17 protein-coding genes are annotated in these 21,572 nt (G+C 65.6%); 7 read left to right on the plus strand and 10 right to left on the minus strand.

Annotated features, from left to right (window positions below):
* Positions 1-326 precede the first annotated feature (326 nt).
* Entirely contained in the window at positions 327-1,679 is a 1,353-nt protein-coding gene (locus PQQ53_RS13510) for a TAXI family TRAP transporter solute-binding subunit (RefSeq protein ID WP_408324434.1), read from the plus strand.
* Positions 1,680-1,696: 17 nt separating this feature from the next.
* Here PQQ53_RS13510 and PQQ53_RS13515 read toward each other — a convergent pair whose 3' ends face one another.
* From PQQ53_RS13515 to PQQ53_RS13525, 3 genes are all read right to left on the minus strand, one after another.
* The gene (locus tag PQQ53_RS13515) at positions 1,697-2,464 is read right to left on the minus strand and encodes a ProQ/FinO family protein (RefSeq protein WP_408142145.1); all 768 of its coding nucleotides are present in this window, start codon (positions 2,462-2,464) and stop codon (positions 1,697-1,699) included.
* A 270-nt stretch (positions 2,465-2,734) separates the two neighbouring features.
* Positions 2,735-4,099 (minus strand): ATP-binding protein, encoded by a 1,365-nt coding sequence (locus tag PQQ53_RS13520; RefSeq protein ID WP_408142143.1) that lies wholly within the window; start codon positions 4,097-4,099, stop codon positions 2,735-2,737.
* A complete protein-coding gene (locus tag PQQ53_RS13525) occupies positions 4,099-4,758 on the minus strand; it encodes a response regulator (RefSeq protein WP_408142141.1) in 660 nt (219 codons plus the stop codon). The genes PQQ53_RS13520 and PQQ53_RS13525 overlap by 1 nt, the downstream gene beginning before the upstream one ends.
* A gap of 245 nt (positions 4,759-5,003) precedes the next feature.
* Here PQQ53_RS13525 and PQQ53_RS13530 point away from each other — a divergent pair, with 245 nt between their 5' ends.
* The 3 genes from PQQ53_RS13530 to PQQ53_RS13540 are packed head-to-tail and all read left to right on the plus strand — an operon-like array spanning position 5,004 to position 10,652.
* Complete coding sequence (locus tag PQQ53_RS13530) at positions 5,004-6,473, plus strand: TolC family protein (protein ID WP_408324436.1); 1,470 nt, start codon at positions 5,004-5,006, stop codon at positions 6,471-6,473.
* Positions 6,463-7,605, plus strand: a complete 1,143-nt coding sequence (locus tag PQQ53_RS13535) for an efflux RND transporter periplasmic adaptor subunit (protein ID WP_408142137.1) — start codon at positions 6,463-6,465, stop codon at positions 7,603-7,605. The genes PQQ53_RS13530 and PQQ53_RS13535 overlap by 11 nt, the downstream gene beginning before the upstream one ends.
* A complete protein-coding gene (locus PQQ53_RS13540; RefSeq protein WP_408324437.1) occupies positions 7,602-10,652 on the plus strand; it encodes an efflux RND transporter permease subunit in 3,051 nt (1,016 codons plus the stop codon). Before PQQ53_RS13535 ends, PQQ53_RS13540 begins: the two co-directional genes overlap by 4 nt.
* A gap of 97 nt (positions 10,653-10,749) precedes the next feature.
* Here the strand turns inward: PQQ53_RS13540 and hpnK are convergent, their stop codons facing one another.
* The 3 genes from hpnK to PQQ53_RS13555 are packed head-to-tail and all read right to left on the minus strand — an operon-like array spanning position 10,750 to position 13,252.
* On the minus strand, positions 10,750-11,580 hold the full coding sequence (gene hpnK / locus PQQ53_RS13545) for a hopanoid biosynthesis-associated protein HpnK (protein WP_408324438.1): 831 nt from the start codon (positions 11,578-11,580) through the stop codon (positions 10,750-10,752).
* Positions 11,570-12,889 (minus strand): bacteriohopanetetrol glucosamine biosynthesis glycosyltransferase HpnI, encoded by a 1,320-nt coding sequence (hpnI, locus tag PQQ53_RS13550; RefSeq protein ID WP_408324439.1) that lies wholly within the window; start codon positions 12,887-12,889, stop codon positions 11,570-11,572. Before hpnI (PQQ53_RS13550) ends, hpnK begins: the two co-directional genes overlap by 11 nt.
* 12 nt (positions 12,890-12,901) lie before the next feature.
* Positions 12,902-13,252 carry a hypothetical protein gene (locus PQQ53_RS13555; RefSeq protein ID WP_408142129.1) on the minus strand — a complete coding sequence of 117 codons (351 nt, stop codon included), beginning with the start codon at positions 13,250-13,252 and terminating at the stop codon, positions 12,902-12,904.
* 370 nt (positions 13,253-13,622) lie between these two features.
* Between PQQ53_RS13555 and PQQ53_RS13560 the strand changes: the two genes are divergently transcribed.
* Positions 13,623-14,282: a response regulator gene (locus PQQ53_RS13560; RefSeq protein WP_408152670.1), complete on the plus strand. Its 660-nt coding sequence runs from the start codon at positions 13,623-13,625 to the stop codon at positions 14,280-14,282.
* Positions 14,279-15,706 (plus strand): ATP-binding protein, encoded by a 1,428-nt coding sequence (locus tag PQQ53_RS13565; RefSeq protein ID WP_408324440.1) that lies wholly within the window; start codon positions 14,279-14,281, stop codon positions 15,704-15,706. Before PQQ53_RS13560 ends, PQQ53_RS13565 begins: the two co-directional genes overlap by 4 nt.
* 46 nt (positions 15,707-15,752) lie before the next feature.
* Here PQQ53_RS13565 and PQQ53_RS13570 read toward each other — a convergent pair whose 3' ends face one another.
* The 4 genes from PQQ53_RS13570 to PQQ53_RS13585 form a co-directional block, all read right to left on the minus strand.
* Positions 15,753-16,796 (minus strand): flippase-like domain-containing protein, encoded by a 1,044-nt coding sequence (locus PQQ53_RS13570; protein WP_408142121.1) that lies wholly within the window; start codon positions 16,794-16,796, stop codon positions 15,753-15,755.
* A gap of 148 nt (positions 16,797-16,944) precedes the next feature.
* On the minus strand, positions 16,945-18,105 hold the full coding sequence (hpnI, locus tag PQQ53_RS13575; RefSeq protein ID WP_408142119.1) for a bacteriohopanetetrol glucosamine biosynthesis glycosyltransferase HpnI: 1,161 nt from the start codon (positions 18,103-18,105) through the stop codon (positions 16,945-16,947).
* Positions 18,102-19,523: a hopanoid biosynthesis associated radical SAM protein HpnJ gene (gene hpnJ, locus PQQ53_RS13580; protein WP_408142117.1), complete on the minus strand. Its 1,422-nt coding sequence runs from the start codon at positions 19,521-19,523 to the stop codon at positions 18,102-18,104. Before hpnJ ends, hpnI (PQQ53_RS13575) begins: the two co-directional genes overlap by 4 nt.
* 244 nt (positions 19,524-19,767) lie before the next feature.
* Positions 19,768-20,160: a hypothetical protein gene (locus PQQ53_RS13585; protein WP_408142115.1), complete on the minus strand. Its 393-nt coding sequence runs from the start codon at positions 20,158-20,160 to the stop codon at positions 19,768-19,770.
* Positions 20,161-20,419: 259 nt separating this feature from the next.
* Here PQQ53_RS13585 and PQQ53_RS13590 point away from each other — a divergent pair, with 259 nt between their 5' ends.
* Positions 20,420-21,481 carry an aliphatic sulfonate ABC transporter substrate-binding protein gene (locus tag PQQ53_RS13590; protein WP_408324441.1) on the plus strand — a complete coding sequence of 354 codons (1,062 nt, stop codon included), beginning with the start codon at positions 20,420-20,422 and terminating at the stop codon, positions 21,479-21,481.
* The last annotated feature ends 91 nt before the right edge of the window (positions 21,482-21,572 follow it).

The following is a 21,572-nucleotide window of genomic DNA, read 5'->3' on the forward strand; positions in this document are numbered from 1 at the left end:
CATCGGCGCCTTCGGCGCGGCACCATGCCGCCGAACAACAAACCCATCGACGTCGTCGACATTGACGTTTAGGATGTCGAACGTTCAACCGGAAGCCATTTACCGGTGCATTCGGGCACGCCTGCAGGGGCGCGGCACCGCGAACCCGGCACGACATGCGGTGCGATGACAATCATCAGGGCGTGGTGCGCGATGACGTTCAGATCCCACACATAGCGCAACCGGCCGGCCATGCGCTGCGCATGGTCAATAGAGCAAACTGCCGACGGTGAATCCGCCGCGTACAGTGGACAATGTGTTTATCCGGCTTCAGCCACGGAGTGTCCATGAAAGCTCAGCGTCGGCGTCCCCCGCAGTTTCCCGGCGAGCAGCCGCATGCCGAATGGCGCGATCACACGCTGCCATTCGTGCTCGTGGCCGCGCTCGTCGTGCTGGCGCTCACGCTGGTGATCTGGCTGGTCGACCCGGCACCGCCGAAGACCATCACGATGAGCGCGGGCCCGCGCGACAGTTCGTTTCTCATCACCGCAAACCAGTACAAAAAGATCCTCGCCCGCAACGGCGTGCGGCTGAACGTGCTGGAATCCGACGGTTCGGTGCAGAACCTGCAACGACTGCTCGACCCGAAACAGCATGTCGATATCGCGCTCGTGCAAGGCGGTGTCGCCGGCGGGCTTGACACGTCGTCGCTGATGTCGCTCGGCAGCCTTTTCTATATCCCGGTGGTCGTGTTCTATCGCGGTACCGGTGTGACCCAGCTTTCACAACTGGAAGGTAAGCGCATTGCGATAGGCCGCGAAGGCAGCGGTACGCGCCTGCTGTCGCTCAAGCTGCTGGATGCAAACGGCATCGGGCCCGGCGGCGGCACCGTGCTGGTGCCGAGCGACGGTTTGCAGGCCGCCACCCAACTGGTCTCGGGCGAGGTGGACGCGGCGATCCTCAGCGGCGACTCGGCCACGCGCAGCCTGATGCTGCGCCTGCTCAAGGTGCCCGGCATTTCGGTGATGAATTTCGAAGAAGCGAGCGCGTATACGCGGCTCTTTCCGTACCTCGATCAGATCGACCTGCCGCCCGGCGTGCTGGATCTTAAGTATCGGATTCCGCCTGAAACGGTGCATCTGATCAGCCCGACAGTCGAACTCGTCGCGCGGACCAATCTTCATCCGGCGATCTCCGACCTGCTGATCGAAGCGGCGCAGGACGTGCATGGCATGCCGGGGCTGTTGCAGCGTGCGGGGCAATTCCCGAATCCGACCGCTCATGAATATCAGATCAGCGAGGACGCTCAGCGCTATTACAAGACCGGCAAAAGTTTCCTGTATCGCACGCTGCCGTTCTGGCTGGCGAGTATCGGCGACCGCACGCTGGTGCTATTGCTGCCGGTGGCGGTGCTGCTGTTTCCGGCCATGCGTGTGATTCCCGCGCTCTACCGCTGGCGCGTGCGCTCGCGCATTTATCGCTATTACGGGTCGTTGATTGCAATCGAACGCGACGCGCTCGCCGATTCGACCGACGAAGAGCGCAAGCAGCTCTTCGCTCAACTGGATGAAATCGAGGCGTCGTTGAACCAGTTGCGCATGCCGCTCGCCTACGCCGACGCGTTCTATGTGCTACGCGAACACGTCGGCTTCGTGCGCAGCCGGCTGGCGGCTGCGGAGCGGCAAGGCAGCACCCCGTAGCAGGGGTGGCGAGGACTTTATGCTTCGGGTGCGGCCGGGGAATTGGCCGGCGAGTTGGCGGGCGCGGCAACCGTTTCGTTGGACACGGCCGCCTCAGCGGCGTTGGCCTGCGGCTTGCCATCGCTGTCGGACGCATCCGGCGTGGTCGCCGCTTCGGCCACATTGGGCGCCGCGCTCGTCGCTTCAGTTGCCGCTTCAGTTGCGCCTTCAACCGCAGACGCACCCGCCGCTACCGCCTTCGGCGCGCCCTTGCCTGCCCGATGCGCCTGCAGACGCTGCGCGCCCGCCGCTTCCTGCGCGGTGACCTGGCCTGCGGCTGCGCCCGTCAGATCGACGCGTGCCGCGCCTTCGACGAGACACTTCCAGTAGCGGCTGCCGCGGCACCACGTCTTGATCGCGTCGCGCAACTCGGCTTCGCTCAGCGACAGTTCCTTCGCATGCACGACGAGGTCTTCGAAAATGCCGACCTTCAACGGCAGCTTGGGCGCCGGATTCTTCGGGAAGGCGATGGGGAAGCGCTTTTGCAGACGCCCGATCGATTTCACCACCGGGTCGACCGGCTTGGCGTCCACCGCCGGCTTCGCTTGCGCGCCCGCTGCGGGCGCGTCGCGACGCGGCTGCGCGGGCCTGCGGGCAGGCTTCGCGCCCGGCCTGGAACCGGCCTTGGAATCGGCTTTCGAAGCAGGCTTGGATGCCGGTTTGGCATCGGACCTGGCGGCAGGCGCAGCTTCGGCGCGTGCCGCGGCCAGTTGCTTCTTCAGTTCAGCGAGTTGTTCGAAACCCATAGCGCACAATCAATCGAGAAAGACGAGATTGTAGCAGCGTGTGGCAATGCGCTCGTGACAATGCCATCGGGACACAAACGCGGGTAGCCGCGAGGCGATGAGCGACCTAGGTTCCGGCTCGCGCGTCTCGCGTTGACGCTGACCCGGTGGCGGGCAAATCTGCCGCTTTACGGTTCCATTCCACAGCGCCGTTTGAATCTGCGCGCAGCCCCCCCAGCCCCCGCGACCAGCATGTGCGCGCCCACCGCCGCGCGCCCTTCCCCAGCCTCGTCAGACTCTGACGGCCACAGGCGCCTCGGCATCGTGCGCCTTCAGACCGAACACCGCCACGCACAGGCCCGGCCGCCCCTCGTTATTGCGCAACGACAGTCCCAGCTGATGCCGCTCGGCGATCCGCGACACGATCGCGAGGCCTAGCCCGCTGCCGTCGCCGCGCGCTTCCTCGCCGCGATAGAAGCGGTCGAACACGCGCTCGATCTCGGCCTGCGGAATGCCCGAGCCATTATCGACGACGTCGAACCCCACCCGCGCGCCCGCCCGCTTGAGGATCACATCGACACGGCCGCCGCGCGGCGTGTGCCGGATCGCGTTATTGATCAGGTTAGCTAACATTACGCCCACGCCGTGCGGCTCGGCGAGCACCGTGTAAGCGTCGTTGGGCGTGCGCGCGTCTTCGCATTCGAGACCGAGATCGATCTCCGCCGATTCCGCCAGCAGCGACAGGTCGCCCACCACCTGCTCGCCGATCCGGCGCAAGCTGACCGGCACCATCGACGTCACCGGCTGCGCGTCCTCGCGCGCGAGGGTCAACAACTGCTGCACCAGATGAATGATCCGGTTCACGCGTCCCTCGACTCGCTCGAGCGTCTGCCCTTCGCCCTTCAACGAGCCGTCGCGCGAAGCCGCCTGCAATTGCAGCTTCAGCGCGGCGAGCGGCGAGCGCAGCTCGTGAGCGGCATCGGCAATGAACGTGTGCTGCGCCTGTGACGCGGTATGCAGCCTTTGCAGCAGATCGTTGAGCGCTTCCACCAGCGGCTTGATTTCGACCGGCACGGTGCCGTCCAGACGCAGCGGTTCGAGCGAGTCGATCGAACGCGTCGATAGCGCGCGAGACAGGCCGCCGATCGGCGCGAGCCCGCGCGCGACCACCAGCAGCACCAGCACGATCGTCACCGGGACCAGCACGCCGAGCGGCCACAGCGTGTGCAGCGCGAGCCGCAGCGCGAGGTCCTCGCGCACCGAGATGGGCTGCGCGACCTGCACATAGCGCTCTTTCTGCTGCACGCCGAAGGTGCGCCATTGCGAGCCGCCCCGCTCGACCATGCTGAAGCCCTCAGGCAGCCGCTCGAACACCGGCGCCTCCATCGAGTGATAGATCTGCTCGCCGCCCCGATCCCAGATTTCGATGACGACCCGGTCGTCGGCCAGTCCGCCGAGGTCGGGGTGGCGATGCTCGCCGTCGCCCGCGCCGTTCAGGTTCGACGGCAACGACACCGCGATCGTGCGCAGTTCGTAGTCGAACAGTTCGCCGGCTTCCTGCCGCGCCGTCTGAAAGATGCCGAAGGCGGCCACGGCCGAGGCCGCCGCCATGCCGAAGATCAGCCAACCCAGCAGCCAGCGGCGAATCGACCTCATCAGCACCTCTTCAGACGGTAACCGACGCCGCGCACCGTGACGACCTGCTCCGCGCCGATCTTGCGCCGCAAGCTGTGCACGTGGACCTCAATCGTGTTGCTGCCTACTTCCTCGCCCCAGCCATACAGCTTTTCTTCGAGCTCGGCCTTCGTGAACACGCGGGTGGGCTCTTCGATCAGCGCCTGCAGCAGCGCGAACTCGCGCGGCACGAGCGGCAGCGGCGTACCGTCCTTGGTGACTTCGTGCGCGGCGGGGTCGAGCGTGAGTTCGCCGTGCGCATAGATGGGCTGCTTCTGGCCGGTGCGCCGGCGCAGCAGCGCGCGCACACGCGCGGCGAGTTCGTCGAGGTCGAACGGCTTGATCAGGTAATCGTCGGCGCCGGCGTCGAGGCCGCGAATCCTTTCGTCGACCGCATCGCGCGCGGTCAGGATGATCACCGGCGCGGTGCCGCCGCGCTTGCGATACGCGTTGAGCACTTCGATGCCGTCCTTCTTGGGCAGGCCGAGATCGAGCAGCACGAGGTCGTACACGTCATTGTCCAGCGACAGTTCCGCCGCGCGGCCGTCTTCAGCCCAGTCGGTCGCATAGCCGGAGCGGCGCATCGCGCCCTGCACCGTTTCCGCAATCATCTCGTCGTCTTCGACCAGTAGCAGGCGCATGGCCTTCTCTCCGTCCAGTTTTTTTCCCGCCCATTGTCCAGGCCGCCAGCTTAACGCTTCCTTAACGCTTCCTTAACACTTCCTTAGCGCAGCCTTATGGGCGCGTTGCAGCGGGCCGATGCGACGCCGTTGGCCTGCTTAATTTGAAGTTAAGCGTGACTTAAGCGCTCCCTGCGCAAACTCGGCTCCACTTTGCCGCGGCATCCGCTCGCGGTTGCGTCAATTCTTCATTCAGGAGCCGGATTTTGTCCGTTTTCGATGCCGCCACGGCGGCCTTCCCTGCGGCACCCCCAGAGAATGCCGTCACCCGCGCGTCAGTGGGCGCGCGCCGTGCGCCACGGCTGCGCGCGCTCGTGGCCCTCGCCGCGCTGCTGCTCGGCGGCTGCGCGTGGTATCACCGCGAGCCGCTCGCGCCGCGCGACACGTCCACCTCCGCACATTCGCTCGAACGCATCCAGATCGACGCGTCGCGCATGCCGCTGCCCGAGCTGGCCGCGCATCGTTTCGATCCGTCCGACGGGCTCGACATCGACGAAGTCGCGATGCTCGCGGTGGCCAACAATCCCGAGCTCAAGCTGGCCCGCGGCGATCTCGGCATCGCGCGTGCTCAAGCCTACTCGGCGGGCCTGCTGCCCGACCCGCAAATGAGCGTGTCGAGCGATTACCCGGGCGCCGCCGGCACCACGCGCGCATTCAATTATGGCTTGAGCATCGACGTGATGGCGATCGTGCTGCGCAGTGCGAACCAGCAGTCCGCCGACGCCACGGTTGCCAAAACCGATCTCGGCCTGCTCTGGCAGGAATGGCAGATCGTCGCGCAGGCGCGGCAGTTGTTCATCAAGACGCGCTTCCAGCAGGACACGCTGCCGCTGCTGCAGCAACAGCGCGAGCTCGCGCGCACGCGATACGAACGGATGGCCGAAGCACGCCGCGACGGCAACCTCACCGACGACACGCTGAGCGCCGCACTCACCGCGTATAGCGACGCGCGCAAGCAAGCCACGGACGCCGAACGCGCCGCGCAGCAGACGCACCACGATCTGAACGCATTGCTCGGTCTCGCGCCCGACGTCCAGTTGCCCCTGCGCGGCAGCGACGACATCGCGCCGCTGAGCGACCCCACGCTCGACGGCGCGCTCGCCTCGCTCGCACAACGCCGCCCGGACCTGATCGCGCTGCAGGCGGGCTACGAGGCGCAGGAGCAGAAGTACCGCGCGGCGATTCTGAGCCAGTTTCCCAGCCTGTCGGTGGGCTTCGTGCGCGCGCGCGACACGTCGAACATCTACACCAGCGGCTTCCAGATCAACCTGAGCCTGCCGATCTTCAACCGCAACCAGGGCAACGTCGCGATCGAAAAGGCCACCCGGCAGCGGCTGCGCGACGAATATCAGACGCGCCTGAACCAGGCCTACGCCGACGTCGCGCAGATGCGCGCGGATCTCGCGATCCTCACGCGGCAATTGCAGCAGACCGAAAGCGCGCTGCCCGAGGTCGATCTCGCGGCCCAGCATGCGGCCGCGGCCTATGCCGAACACAATCTCGCGCTCGGCGCGTACACCGACGCGCAAAGCGCCGCGCTCGCCAAACGTGTCGACGTAGCGAAACTGCGCGAGTCGCTCGCCGAACAGCGTGTCGGCTTGCAGGCGCTGCTAGGCAGCGCGATTCCCGACGCCTTCACCTCCGCTCAGACCTTCATCGACACTCATGCGAAATAGTCCATTCCCAAGCTCACGGCCGCGCGTCGCCGCTGTGGCGACCGCGCTCGCCTGCGCCGCGCTGCTATGCGTGGCGGTCCACGCCGTGAGCGCGGCTCATGCAGCCGGCGCAAGCGCGGCCCCCGCCGACGACGCCGCCAATCAACCCGCCGTATCCGTCCAGACCGTTCGCGTGCAACGCGCCGAAATCGCGCAGCCGGTGCGCGGTTTCGGCATCGTCGCCGCGTCTGCCTCCAATCTCACGACCATCAATCTGCCCTACGTCGCACGCATCGTGCAGATGCGCGTGCAGTCCGGCCAGCGCGTCACGCGCGGCACGCCGCTGTTCGTCGTGCAGGCCGATCCCGCCGCCGTGCTCGCCGCGACCCAGGCGAAGAGCGCCGTGACGCTCGCGCAAGGCGAATTGACGCGCACGCAGTCGCTGTATGACAAGGGGCTCGCCACGCAGTCGCAACTCGCGGCCGCCCGCAAGGCTGCCGACGACGCGCAACAGGCGCTTGCTGCGCAAACCCAGACCGGCGTCGCGAGCGGCAACAAGGTCGTGACCGCGCCGCTCGATGGCGTGGTGCTGCAACTGTCGGCGGCACAAGGCGACCAGGTGCAGGCCGGCGCGCCGATCCTGCAACTGGCCGGTGGCAATGCGAAAGACACGCGCGCGAACGTGATGCTCGGCGTCGAACCGTCGGACGCTGCCGCGATTCACGCGGGCGACTCCGTCACGCTGCGCGGCCTCTCGAGCGCACTTGCGAACACGCCGGTCAATGGACGCGTGGTGCAGGTCGGCGCCGCGATCAATCCGCAGAGCCAACAGGTTGACGTCGGCGCGAACGTGCCGCTCGGTGAGAGTGCGTTCATTCCGGGCACGCGCGTGAGCGCCGAGATCGCGACCCGCAGCGGCACGCATTGGGTCGTGCCGCGCGCGGCCGTGCTCAAGGACGACAGGAGTGCGTACGTCTTCCAGATCACGCCGCAAAACAAAGCGCGCCGCGTCGCCGTAAGCGTTCAGATCGAGAACGGCGAGCGCTACGGTGTGGACGGCCCGATCGATGCCGCCCAAGGGCTCGTGGTCAGCGGCAACTATGAACTGAAGGACGGCATGGCGGTGCGAACCGGCGGAGGCGCACCGCGATGAACTTCGGTCAATGGATGCAGACGCACCGCCGCTCGCTGCTGTTCGTGATCGCGCTGCTGGCGATCGCGGGCGCGCTGACGGCGTTCCGTCTGCCGATCTCGCTGTTTCCAAACGTCGCATTTCCGCGTGCGGTGGTCTCGCTCGACGCGGGCGACCGCCCCGCCGAACAGATGGCGACGCTCGTGACGATGCCGGTCGAGGAAGCGCTGCGCCGCGTGCCGAACGTGCGCGACGTCGAGTCGAGCACCAGTCGCGGCGCGGCGGAAATCTCGTTGAACTTCGACTGGGGCACCGACATGGCGCAGGCCACGTTGCAGGCGCAGTCGGCCATCAGCGAGATTCTCGCGACGCTGCCGCCCGGCACCTCGATGCAGGTGCGGCGCATGGACCCGACCGTGTTTCCGGTGCTCGCGTACAGCCTCACGTCGACGCAGCAGTCGCTGTCTGCATTGCACGATCTCGCGCAGTTCCAGATGCGGCCGTTGCTGTCTTCGGTGGAAGGCGTGGCGCGGGTCGACGTGACCGGCGGCGCTCAGGACGAGTTCGAAGTCGCGGTCGACCCCGCGCGCCTCGCCGCGTACAAGCTGTCGCTCGCCGACGTATCGAAGGCGATCGGCGCGCACAACGTGCTGATGGCCAACGGCCGCATCGAGGACCACGACAAGCTGTACCTCGTGATCACCAACACCACGATCACGCAGCTCGATGAACTGCGCAACGTGGTGGTGTCCGCGAGCGGCGCGGCGCAGGTTCGCCTGGGCGACGTCGCGACGGTCCGCCAGGGCGTCGTGCCGCAGTGGATGCGCGTCACCGCCGACGGCCAGGACGCCGTGCTGCTCAACGTCTACCAGCAGCCCGGCGCGAACAGCGTCGCGATGGCGAAGGCGATCCGCGCGAAACTCGCCGACTTCCAGCATCAGATGCCGCCGGGCGTGCATCTGTCGAACTGGTACGACCAGAGCGAACTGGTCATCGCATCGGCCACCAGCGTGCGCGACGCGATCATGATCGGCGTCGTGCTGGCGGCGCTCACGCTGTTCGTATTCCTGCGCAACTGGAAGATCACCGCGATCGCCGTGGCGCTGGTGCCGGTGGTGATGGCCGCGACGATCCTGCTGCTCGACGTGTTCGGCATGGGCTTCAACATCATGACGCTCGGCGGCATGGCGGCCGCGGTCGGCCTCGTGATCGACGACGCGATCGTGATGATCGAGCACATCGTGCGGCGCATGCGCGAAGCCGGCTCGCGCGCGTTTCACGGCCGCGTGATGGCCGCGGCGCTCGAATTCACGCGGCCGCTGGCCGGGTCCTCGGCGGCGACGCTGATCATCTTCGTGCCGCTCGCGTTCCTGTCGGGCGTGACGGGCGCGTTCTTCAAGGCGCTTTCAGTGACGATGGCGAGCGCGTTGTTCATTTCATTTCTCGTCACCTGGCTCGCGGTGCCGATTCTGTGCGACCGCTGGCTGAAACCGAAAGACGCCGAAGAGCATGCCGAAACCCGCTTCGCCGCATGGCTGAACCGGCGTTACGCCACGCTGGTCGAGCGCGTCACGACAAAACCCGTGCTCGTACTGCTCGGCGTCCTGCCGTTGATCGTAGCGGCCGCGTTCGCGTTCACGCAGGTGGGCAGCGGCTTCATGCCGAGCATGGACGAAGGCGGTTTCGTGCTCGACTATCACACCGAACCGGGCACCTCGGTAACCGAAACCGATCGGCTGATGAAGCAGATCGAGAGCATCATTCGCGCGAATCCGAATGTGGCGACCTATTCGCGCCGCACCGGCGCGGGTCTCGGCGGCGACCTGAACGAGCCCAACAAAGGCGACTTCTTCGTGCGCCTGAAGTCCGGCCAGCGCGAGCCGATCGACACGGTCATGGAAGAAATCCGCTCGCAGGTCGAAGCGCAGGTGCCCGGCGTCAATATCGAACTCGCGCAGTTGATGGAGGATCTGATCGGCGACCTGACGGCGGTCCCCCAGCCGGTGCAGATCAAGATCTTCTCCGACGACGCGAACACGCTCGACACCACCGCGCGCAAGGTCGCCGCGCGTATCGGCAAGATTCAGGGCGTGGTGGACGTGAACGACGGCATCAATCCCGCGGGCGACGCGCTCGAATTGCATATCCTGCCGGCCGCGGCCGCCGCCGAGGGCATGGACCCGCAGTCGATCGCGCAGGCCGTGTCCGACATGGTCGAAGGCAATGTGGCGACGCAGTTCCAGAGCGGGCCGAAAACGGTCGGCGTGCGCGTGCGGGTGGACGGCGCGTTGAAACTCACCGATACGCAACTGGGCCAGTTACAGATTCGCGCGCCGGACGGCCATCTGTTCGCGCTGAACCGCGTCGCCGATCAGGTGAAGGTGACGGGCCAGCCTGAGATCAGCCGCGACAACCTCAAGCGGATGGTCGCGGTGACCGCGCGCATCGACGGGCGCGATCTCGGCTCCACCATCGCCGACGTGCAGAAGGCGCTCGGCGAAGCCACCCTCCTGCCGACGGGCGTCTACTACGAACTGGGCGGCTTGTACCAGCAACAGCAGATCGCGTTCAAGGGGCTGCTGACCGTGTTCGGCGCGGCGATTGCGCTGGTGTTCGGCCTGCTGCTGTTTCTGTACGAGCGCTTTCGGGTCGCGCTGGCGGTGCTGGCGATGCCGCTGCTGGCGGCGGGCGCGGTGTTCATCGGCCTGTGGATCACCGGCATCGAGTTGAACATCTCCGCGATGATGGGGATGACGATGATCATCGGCATCGTCACCGAAGTGGCGATCTTCTATGTGTCGGAATTGCAGGGCCTCGTGCGTGACGAGGAGATGCCGTTCGACGAAGCGTTGCGTAGCGCCGGCCGCAATCGCCTGCGCCCGATCGCGATGACGACGATCGCCGCGATCCTCGCGCTGCTGCCTTTGGCGTTCGCGCTCGGGCAAGGCTCGGCGATGCAGCAGCCGCTCGCGATCGCGATCATTTCCGGGCTGATCGTGCAGTTGCCGCTCGTCTTGTTGCTGCTGCCGGTGCTGCTGAAGCTCTTGATGAAGAAGCAGCCGATATAACGCGCAGCTTTTGCCGCACACGTGCGGGTGCACATCGTGTGGGTACGTCCACGCCGGTCTCGTGGACGTACCCGCCCGCAGTCAAACACCCCCGTTATTACATGCGCTGCGTCAACACGTCCGCAAATCCGCCGACCCGCGCGCCCGACGCGCGAATCGCGGCGGCCACCTTCGGCGAGAGCAGCGCCTGCAATTCATCGGCATGCCGGTAGTCGCGCATGCCGTCACTCAACGGCAGTTCGCCCGCCAGCGCGGGATGGCAATAGATCTCGCCGACGCCATGCGGCAGCGCGCTCAACGCCGCGAGCCACGCCGCTTCGTCCATCCGTCCGCTGCCGGCGATCCCGAGCACGTAGTCGTTGTGCACGATCCCCGCGCGATCGAGGCGCGCCCTCACCTGCGCGATCCACGGCTTCAGCCAGAGCGGCGCGTTCGCTTCGAACGGCAGGCGCATCGCCTGCATGCCGTACTCGCGGCCGATCGCGAGGATCAACCCGAGCACCGTCGGGTGCAGATGAAAATGCTTGTGTGTGTTCACGTGATCGAGCGTCAACCCGGTTTGCGCGAAGGCGTCGAACTGCGCGCGGATTTCGCGCGCGAGTTGGCGGCGCACTCGTGGCAGGAAGAAAAAGCGCACGCCGTCGCGCACCATGTTGTCGCCGAAGCGGCCGTGCTCGTCGAGCAACGCGTGAATCTCCGCGCGCGGCAGCAGCGCGGCGCCGTCGGCGAGCACCAGATGCAGACCGACCCGCAGGCGCGGCAGCGCGCGGGCGCGCGCCACGGCGTCGCTTGCAGCCGGCGCGCCGATCATCAAGCTCGCCGCGCTCAACACGCCGTCACGATGCGCGCGCTCGACGGCCAGATTCACGCGCGGATGCAGGCCGAAATCGTCGGCGGTGACGATCAGCCCGCGTGGCCTAGCCGCCATCCGACACCTCCATTGCATCCATCACGTTCACGTGCCCGCTGCGCGCCGGCGCCGCAGCCGACGTGCCGAGCGGCACACGCACGCCGCGCCAGGTCACGTGCGAGCCGAACGCGCCGGCGCACCATTGCAACGCCAGCAACGTATCGCGTAGCGGCACGAGCGGCAGATCGCGCCAGAACGTGCGCTCATGCCGCGCGGCGCGCAGATGCAGCAGTAGGCGCGCGCCGAACCCGGCCGCCGTGGCGGCGGCGCTCGCCAGTGCGACCGCGCTGTGCGCCCCGTGGCCCTGGCACGTCGTGAGAGCAAAGCTGAGCCACGCGCCAACCAGCAGCCACGGCGTTGCAAACGTGATCGCCAGCGACGCGAAGCCCGACGGATTCACCGAGCGGATCGTGCGCAACCAGCGGGTTTCACGTTGCCATAGCTCGCCGAAGGTCGGCTCGATCACATCGGTGGCCACCACCACGCGCGAGAGCACCGTTTGCAAGCCCAGCGCGCGCACGTGTTCGGCGAGCCAGTAATCGTCCGCGAGACAGTTTTTCAGCGCGTCGAAGCCGCCGATGCGTTCGAGCGTCGCGCGACGCAACGCGAGGGTCGCGCCGAAACCGAAGCGGCGCGAGCCGATCGCGTGCGCGACGCGCACCGACGGCGCGAACCACTCGTTGATGAAGAGCGCGCCCACGCGCGGCCAGAATCCGCCGACGCCGCGCGCGACGTACAGACACGTGACGACCCCCACGCGCGGGTCCGCGAGCGGCGCGGCGACGCTGTCGAGGTAATCGGCTGAGACGGCAATATCGCTGTCGGCAATCACGATCACGTCGTAGCGGGCTCGACCCGCCATGTTGATCAGATTGCTGACCTTCAGATTGCTGCCGTGCACGCGCGTGTCGATCGCGAACTCGATGTCGTGCGCCGGATAGGCGGCTTGCAAGCGGCGTGCCACCGCGATCGCGGGATCGTGCGGCGACGAGACGCCGAGCACCAGTTGAAAATGCCCATGTCGTTGCTCGCAGAAGGTTCGCAGGTTGTCGTACAGACGCGGCTCGGCGCCGCACAGCGGTTTGAGCACGCTGACGCCGACCTGCTCGAATGGATCGGGCCGTTGCGCTGATTGCGTCGATTGCGTCGATTGCGGCGCGCAGACGGGGGCCGCTGGAAAATCAGGGGCGTCCTCCCGATGGGCCGAAGCGTGCCGGCACGTGCCGAGGAACGGCGTCGCCACCACGGCGGTCATCGCGTAGAACGCGGCGCCAATGCAGCCGGTCGACAGAATCCATTGGCATACGGTCCATACATGCGCCGCCATAGCCCGTTTCCGTCAGTGGCCAGCCAGCACGAACGGTTGGCCTGTCAGCCGCAGATGAAGAATGACGAGCCAGCGCCGCGGACAATCCGGCGCGATCTCGAACGGCCGCTCGCAGCGCCTGGCAGGCGTCGTGTGATGACCTTCGACCGCGACCTCGAACGCGGCCTGCGCGAATTCGCGCGTCACGATCACGCCGCCGGCGATCACCGCAATCGCGAGCAGCCGGAACGAAGTGGAGCCGAAGAATTGCTGCGACACGGGCAACACCAGCAGTGCGACACAGACGATCGCCTCGGCGCCCACTGCAGTGAGCGAGGCGACCAGCAGATGAGCGCGCAGCATGTCGACGGTGAGTGGCTTCATAATGCGGCCTCGTGACGTGAAGGAACGCACAGCGGGACTTGTCGGCATGGACACTGGCCGGAAAATTTCCGTCGATGTCCTTACGATCGAGTTGCAATTGGCTAACGAACGTGGGCGACATGCGATGTTGAAAAAAGCGCAGTCAGAAAAAATCAACCGACATCCGTATGCGCGTCACGTATTCATCATCGCCTCGCGAACCGGGCTGTTGAGGGGCGATACTATCCATTCGAACTGAAGGAAACCTTAAGCATGCGCACGGTATAAAGCAGTCTGATGAAGAGGCTGGTTAAACTGCGGATGCACGATTGGCGCTCGCATAAAAGCGCCTGCCGTCATGCAATAAACATTCGAAACGGACATTTCCCCCATGCGTGTACTCCTCGTAGAAGACGATGATCTGATCGGCTACGGCGTCGAAGCCGGCTTGCGTCAAGCCGGCTTTACCGTTGACTGGGCACGCGACGGCCACAAGGCCGGCCTCGCGCTCGACACCACCACGTATGCGCTGGTGGTGCTCGATCTCGGCTTGCCGCGCGTCTGCGGTATGGAACTCCTTCGTCGCTTACGCGACGCCGGCAACGACGTGCCGGTGCTGGTGCTGACCGCGAGAGGCACGGTGGCCGACCGGGTCGGCGGTCTCGAAGCCGGCGCGGACGACTACCTCGGCAAGCCCTTCGACCTGACCGAACTGATCGCGCGTTGCCGCGCTCTGCTGCGCCGCGCGCAAGGCCGCAGTGTCGAGCTGATCCGCTATCAGGACCTGACGGTCAATCCGGTCGCGCAAACGGTGGAAGTGGGCACGACGCGCGTGCCGCTCACGTCGCGCGAATGGGCGATCCTGTTGCAGTTGCTGACTCATCAGGACATTCCGCAATCACGCTCGCAACTCGAAGAAAGCCTGTACGGCTGGCAGGAAGAGATCGAAAGCAACGCGATCGAAGTCCATGTCTCTAACCTGCGCAAGAAACTCGGCGCGGGGTTGATCAAGACCGTGCGCAATATCGGCTACGTGGTGGAGAAAGCGTGATGGGCGCGTCGATTCGCCGGCGCCTCATGCTGCTGGTGCTCGCCAGCATCGTGTTGATCTGGGGCATCGCGCTGGTGTCGAGTTATCGTCAGGCCACGCGTGAAGTCGGCGAATGGGAAGAGGCGCGTCTTGCGGAACTCGCGCAGATTCTCGCGCTGCTCGACCAACGCAATCTGACCACACTCGCCAACGCGCGCATCGACGTGCGCGAAGAAGAAAAAGGCGGCGACCCCGGCGCCAGCGATCTCGACGACGACGACACCCTGCCGCGCGACGCCCTCTTCCAGGTGCGCGGCGCGAACGGCGAGGTACTCGCGGGCAGCCCGCAATTGCATGCGCTCCGCGCATGGGACCTGCCAGTGCCGTCCGTCAGCGGCGCGCGCGACATCACGCTCGGCGGCCAGCGGTATCACTCGTTCACGCTGCGCGACACCGCGCTCGGCCACACCGTGCGCGTGTTCGAACCAGCCAATACGCGCAGCGACCTGGTGAGCGGCGTCGCGAGCCGGATTGCGCGTCCCACGCTGATCGCGTTGCCGGTGCTGGCGCTGCTGGTGTGGTTGAGCATCGGCTGGAGTCTGGCGCCGCTGAAGGTGCTGTCGGGCGCGATTCGCTCGCGCGACGTCAACCGGATGGAGCCGGTCGACATCGGCCGTGCGCCGCTCGAAGTTCGGCCGCTCGTCGATGCGATCAATCTGATGTTGTCGCGCTTGCTGAACTCGCTGGAGCGCGAACGCGCGTTTACCGCCGACGCCGCCCATGAACTGAAGACGCCGCTCGCCGCGATCAAGGTGCAGGCGCAGGTCGCGCTGGCCGAGCCGGACACCGCATTGCAGAGGCTCGCCATGGAGCGCGTGGTGCAAGCCGTGGATCGCAGCGCGCGGCTCGCGGAACAATTGCTGCTGCTAGCGCGTCTCGACGCACATGAAAAATTGTCGGCCGGGCCGCTCAAACTCGCGATGGTGGCGAAGAACACGCTGCGCGCGAACGAGTTCAACGCGCAGCAGAAGAACATCCGCGTGTGGCTCACCGGCGACATGCGCGCCGAGATCGACGCGGAGCCGGTACTGATCGGCATCCTGCTCGACAATCTCCTCGATAACGCGATCAAGTACGGCCACAGCGGCGGCAGCGTCGAAGTCGCGGTCAGCCAGGCCGGCGACCGCGTGCAGATCAGCGTGTGCGACGACGGCCCCGGCGTTGCGCCGGACGACCTCGCCCGCCTGACCCGCCGATTCTTTCGCGCAACCGGCAACGCGGCTTCCGGCAGCGGCCTGGGGTTGTCGATCGCCGCGCGTATCGCCGGACATTTCGGCGCGCAGCTGAATCTGGCCGCGGGCATTGGCGGACGAGGTCTGAAGGTGGATGTGTCGTTTCCAGCCCATGTGCAGGAGCAGGCGCAGGCACAAGCGCACGCGCACTGACGCTCCTGCACGATGGCCCTCGCGCCGGGTTCGTCTCGCTTAAGGCCTAACGCCGGCCAGTCTCGGTCACGGCAGAGCGCGGCTCGCCCCGTTCCGCGCGCGCTCCCTGCTGCGCCAGCGTGTTTGCGCGCTTCGGCGATTCGGCAAACTGCCACGCGAGCAGCCCCGGCACGAATATCAGCACGTCGCGAATCCGTCGCGCGGCGGCCAGCGCCAGACAGGTGGACGGATCGAGTCCGAGCGCGCCGCCGATCAGAATGAAACCGCCCTCCTGCACGCCCAGCCCGCCAGGCACGAAGAACGCCGCGCTGCTGATCGCCTGGATCAACGACTCGATCACGATCGCTTCCACGAGCGTGATCCGCACGCCGAGAAAATACAGCGCGAGCCAGATTTCGAAGGCCGTCATCAAGGATTGCAGCGCTTGCCAGCCGAACAGATAGCGCAACACCACTGCGCGCCGCCGCCAGATGAGCTTGATCGACTGATCGATCTGCGCGGACTGCCCGGCCAGCGCCGCGAGCTTGCCGCTCGTCATCCGGTTGAGTACACGCGTGATGCGCGCGAACGGATTCGCATGCTGCACGAGCGCGAACAACAGCAGCAGCGGCGCCAGCACCACCACGCCCCATGCGAGTTGTCCCGCGAGGCGCAGCGTGTCGGACTGCGCGTGCGCGAACAGGAAGCCGATGCCGACCATCGTGAACAGCAATTGGCTGATCACCGTGAGCTGCATGTCGACGACGATGCTGCCCACCGCCGTCGAAGCGCGCGTGTCCCAGCGCCGGAGCATGCGGAATGCGACGACTTCGCCGCCGATCCGCGCGACCGGCAGCATGCTGTTGACCGATTCTCGCACCCACACGAGATGCAGCATCCTGAGCACGCTCGGCTGCTGCGCGCCGCGAATCAGCGAGCGCCAGCTGCAGGCGTTGGCCAGCATCGGCAGCAGGTGCACGAGTGCTGCGAGCACGAGGCCGGCGCCCGCGGCCTGCAGCGCGCCGAGCACGGCGCCGGGATTGTCGCGCCACACGAGCCATAGCGAGAGCAGCAAGCCGAGTAGCGCGGCGGCGCGGCCGACATGCTTCATCGCGCGGACACCGTGCGTGCGCGCATCATCGGCGCGATCAATGCCGACGCGAATACGATGCCACTCGCCGCGCATGCAGCCGTACAGTCCGCTGCGCGCGGTTCGAAAAACCCATCTGTCATGACCGCCCTGCCTTGCCGTTCATCCGTTACTCGTCCTGTGGCGCCGACAACAGGCCGTCGCCATCCACCTTGAAGCTGAAGCCCCGCCAGATCACGCGCGATGACCGGAAGCTCGCCACGAAAATCGCAAACGATACGATATCCCATAACGGAAGCACCCAGAGGTCGCGCGGGCGCAGCCGCAACGCGCGGTCGGTGAGCAGTTGCAGCGCGAGCCGCGCGCACATCGCGATGACGGCGAGCGGCCACGCCCAGATCGCGCCGCCCGAGAATGCGACGGCCAGCAGCGCGAACGGCAGCGGATGAATCAGCGCCGAGCCCAGATGGCCGAGCGGATCGATATAACGAATCGTGCGGCTCCAGCGCAGTTCATGCGCGATCAGCTGCGTTGCGCTCGATTCGACGCACGCATGCGAAATCGGAAACGGCGGGATCACGACCTTCTCGCCGATCATGCGCACCGCTTCGCCGATCGCATGATCCTCGGCGAGATGCCGCACGAACGGCGTGAAACCGCCGATTTTGTCGAACGTGTCGCGCCGCATCGCAATGGTCTGCCCGAAGCACGGCCGGGCGAGTCCGACTGCGAGGCCGGTCACCACGCTAGGCAGGAACTGGTAGTTGGTGGCCTTGACCGACAACCGCGGCCAGAAGCCCGGATCGGGCTGTCCTTGATACGCGCAGGTGACGAGCCCCACGTCCGGCTTCTGCAGTTCGCCCATGACGTGGCGCAGATAGCCGGGCGCGACGCTCACGTCGCTGTCGGCGAACACCAGCACGTCGTGCCGCGCCTGCGGCAACATATTGATGATGTTGCTGATCTTGCGGTTCGGCCCGTACAGACGCGCATCGGCGACCACCGTGATGTCGGCGTCCGGATGCAGCCGCCGCAGTTCTTCAACGGCATGCAGCGCGGGGTCGTTCGAGTCGTGCACGCCGAATACGAATTGCACCGGCCCCGGATAATCCTGCTCGCAGAAGCTAGCCAGATTAGCGAGCAGCGCCCACTCGTTGCCGTGCAGCGGCTTGACGATCGTGACTGGCGGAAAACTGGTCGGCATGGACACCGGCCGGGCGAAGAAGCGCCCGATCAGCACGCCGGCCAGCACCGTGTAGCCGATCCCGAATACAGCCGCCGCCGCACACGCGTAGGCCAGCGTGACGGCGAGCAGGTGCGTGGCGCTCACGCCTGATGGGCACGCAGGAAACGGAAGAATTCGACGCCTTCACGCAAGCGCCGTTTCATCATGTCCCAGCTGGTAAACATCTCGCGCAGGATTTCCCAGATCTTCGACGGCCGGAAATAGAAGCGTTTGTAGAAGTTTTCGAGCTGGTGATACATCTCGTCGCGCGACAGATGCGGATAGCCGATCGCCGCCAGCTGCACGCCTTCCTTGCTCACGAGGTTGATGACCTTGTTCTCCGCGAGCCAGCCGTTCTCGACCGCCTGGTTGTAGAGCACGGTACCGGGATACGGCGCGGCGAGCGACACCTGGATCGTCAGAGGATTGACCTCTTTCGCGTATTCGATGGTCTTCCGGATCGTTTCCGGCGTTTCGCCCGGCAAGCCCAGAATGAAGGTGCCGTGAACCTTGATGCCGAGCGCGCGGCAGTCTTTCGCAAAGCGCCGCGCCATATCCGTGCGCAAGCCCTTCTTCACGTTCACGAGGATCTGGTCGTCGCCGGATTCATAGCCGACGAGCAACAGGCGCAGGCCGTTCTCCTTCATGATCTTCAGCGTCTCGTAAGGCACGTTGGCCTTCGCGTTGCACGACCACGTCACGCCCAGCTTGCCCATGCCGCGCGCGATTTCTTCGGCGCGCGGCCTGAAGTCGGTGAAGGTGTCGTCGTCGAACATGATCTCCTTGACTTCAGGCATGTTGTCGCGAATCCACTTCACTTCCTCGAGCACGTGCTCGGCCGAACGCACCCGGTAGCGATGGCCGCCGACCGTGTGCGGCCACAGGCAGAACGTGCACCGCGAGCGGCAGCCGCGGCCGGTGTAGAGCGAAACGTACGGATGCTTCAGATAGCCGTTGAAGTAGTTTTCGATCTTCAGATCGCGCTTGTAGACCGGCGCGACGAACGGCAGCTCGTCCATGTTCTCGAGGATCGGACGCGCTTCGTTATGTTCGATCGAACCGTCCGCGGCGCGATAGCTCAAGCCCTTGATCTGCGCGAACGGCACGCCATCGGCGACTTCCTTGCAGGTGAAATCGAATTCTTCGCGGCCGACGAAGTCGATTGCCTGGGTCGCGGTGAGCGAATTGTGCGGATCGACCGCCACCTTCGCGCCGACCATGCCGATCAGGATCGACGGCCTGCGTTCCTTGAGATGCTGCGCGAATAGCGCGTCGGTGGGAAACGAAGGCGTGCTGGTGTGGATGATGACGAGATCGTATTGCTGGGCGAGGTCGAGCGTCTCGTCCACCGATGCCCCATTCGCGGTGGCATCGAAGACGCGGCTGTCGGGAATCAGAGCGGCTGGCTGTGCAAGCCATGTTGGATACCAGAACGACTTGACCTCACGTTTTGCCTGGTAGCGCGAACCTGCGCCGCCGTCGAAGCCGTCGAATGACGGAGCCTGCAAGAACAGAGTTTTCATAGAGACCCTAGCAAGCCTGTGCGGCATTTCAGTTTTCTGTCGAAACACTATCGGGACCGTGGTTCGTGCGAACGCGAACGGGTGGCGCAGATAGTACGGAGCAAAGCTGAAGGAAACCTGATGAATAATACTGCGTTCACGCGATGCGCGGCATGGTTCTGCGTTTTAGTTTCACCTTACGCACAGCTGTCTTTTTTTTATGCTAGCCGGACAAAAATGCGCGGTGATTCGCGGGTCGCCCGTCTCACCGTACAACGTGCCTTGCCCAGTCGAGCCAGCCCAGATTGAGAGCAGCGTTTACCACTACGCCGAGCGCCGACGCGATCGCGGCGATCATCGTCCAGAATGCCGAACGCCGCGCGCTCAGCGCGGACGTATGCGCGGCCGTGGCCGCATCGCGCGATGCGCTCGCCGCCGCTTGCGCGAGATGCGACGACGATTCCATCTGCGCGAGCGACTTCAGCGCGAAGCCGCGCTCTTCGTCGTGCGCGGCGGTTCGCGCTTCGAGATCCTTTTCGAACAGGTAGCGATGGCAGAACGGCGTGAGCGGATGCTCGGGGTTCTGCATGGCGAAGTACCTTGCATACGGTGCGCCGCCGTTGCCGGTTATTTCCTTGTATGCACTGTCTTTGTCCACGACGTCCTCGCTTGCCGACGGGCCGCACCGCGGCCGTTGATCTCATCGTGCCATATCGGCGGAGTGAGGCCGCGGAGTTGGCGGCCACGCGCCCGAATGCCTCCTCGCTCAACGCCATGCACCTCTTGCATTAAGCACACAATTCACCCCGCCTCCATAGCGGCCGAGCTGCTTTGATTGTGACTTTTTATTCGTTCAGTTTCGCGCGGTCATTCACTACATTGAGCGGTCACACCAGACGACCAATCAGGACCATTCGATGACATTCCCGCGGGGTACGGCCAATCTGTCGCGTTCCACTTTCCGGGCGCCGCGTTCGCGGCAAGCGAACCGCGTGCAAGCCGGTTTCGCGTCGCTGCTGGTCGCCGCCACCGCGCTGGCTGCGTTCTTCGCGCCGAACGTCGCACGCGCCGCGCCGCCCGCCGAACTGAAGCTCGACTATGCGTACTACTCGCCGGAAAGTCTGGTGATCAAGCGTAACGGCTGGCTTGAACAAGCGCTGGCGCCGCAGCACACCGACGTCAAATGGGTACTGAGCCTCGGCAGCAATCGCGCGCTCGAATACCTCAATAGCGGTGCGATCGACATCGGCTCGACGGCGGGTCTCGCCGCCGTGCTCGCCAAGGCGAACGGCAATCCGATCCGCTCGGTGTACGTGTTCTCGCGCCCGGAATGGACCGCGCTGGTCGTGCGCAAGGACTCGCCGATCAAGACCCTCGCCGACCTGAAGGGCAAGAAGATCGCCGCGACCAAGGGCACCGATCCGTTCCTCTTCACGCTGCGTGCATTGCACACGGCGGGGCTGTCGCGCGACGACGTCGAGATCGTCAATCTCCAGCATCCGGATGGCCGCACGGCGCTCGCCAACAGCCAGGTGGACGCCTGGGCCGGCCTCGATCCGCACATGGCTGCCGCGCAGATCGACGATGGCGCGAAGCTGCTATACCGCAACGTCGATTTCAACACATGGGGTCTGCTCAACGCCCGCGAGGATTTCATCCGCGATCATCCGGAGACGCTCGCGCAGGTGCTGAAGGTCTATGAAAAAGCGCGCGTGTGGATCGCCGCGCATCCGGACGAAACCGCGAAGATCGTCGCGGAAGAATCGAAGCTGTCGCTGCCGGTCGCGAAACTGCAATTGAGCCGCAACGATTTCAGCCACCCTCAGTTGGGCGCGCAGCAGCTCGCCGCGCTCAAGGCGGCCGCGCCGATTCTGGTGCAGGAGCAACTGGTGAAGCCGGGTACGGATCTGAATCAGGTGATCGATGCGTTGATCGATGTGAAATCGGCGCAGCCTGTGTTTGCCGCGAATGGGCAGTGAGCGGTTGCGTGCTTGTGCATCATCGGCCGCGTGGCGTACTGGGTTAGCTGCTGCTCCGCGCGCTCAGGGCCATCCATGTATCGCCTGCGGT

This window comes from Paraburkholderia strydomiana (assembly GCF_046030495.1).
Classification (GTDB): Bacteria; Pseudomonadota; Gammaproteobacteria; order Burkholderiales; family Burkholderiaceae; genus Paraburkholderia; species Paraburkholderia strydomiana_A.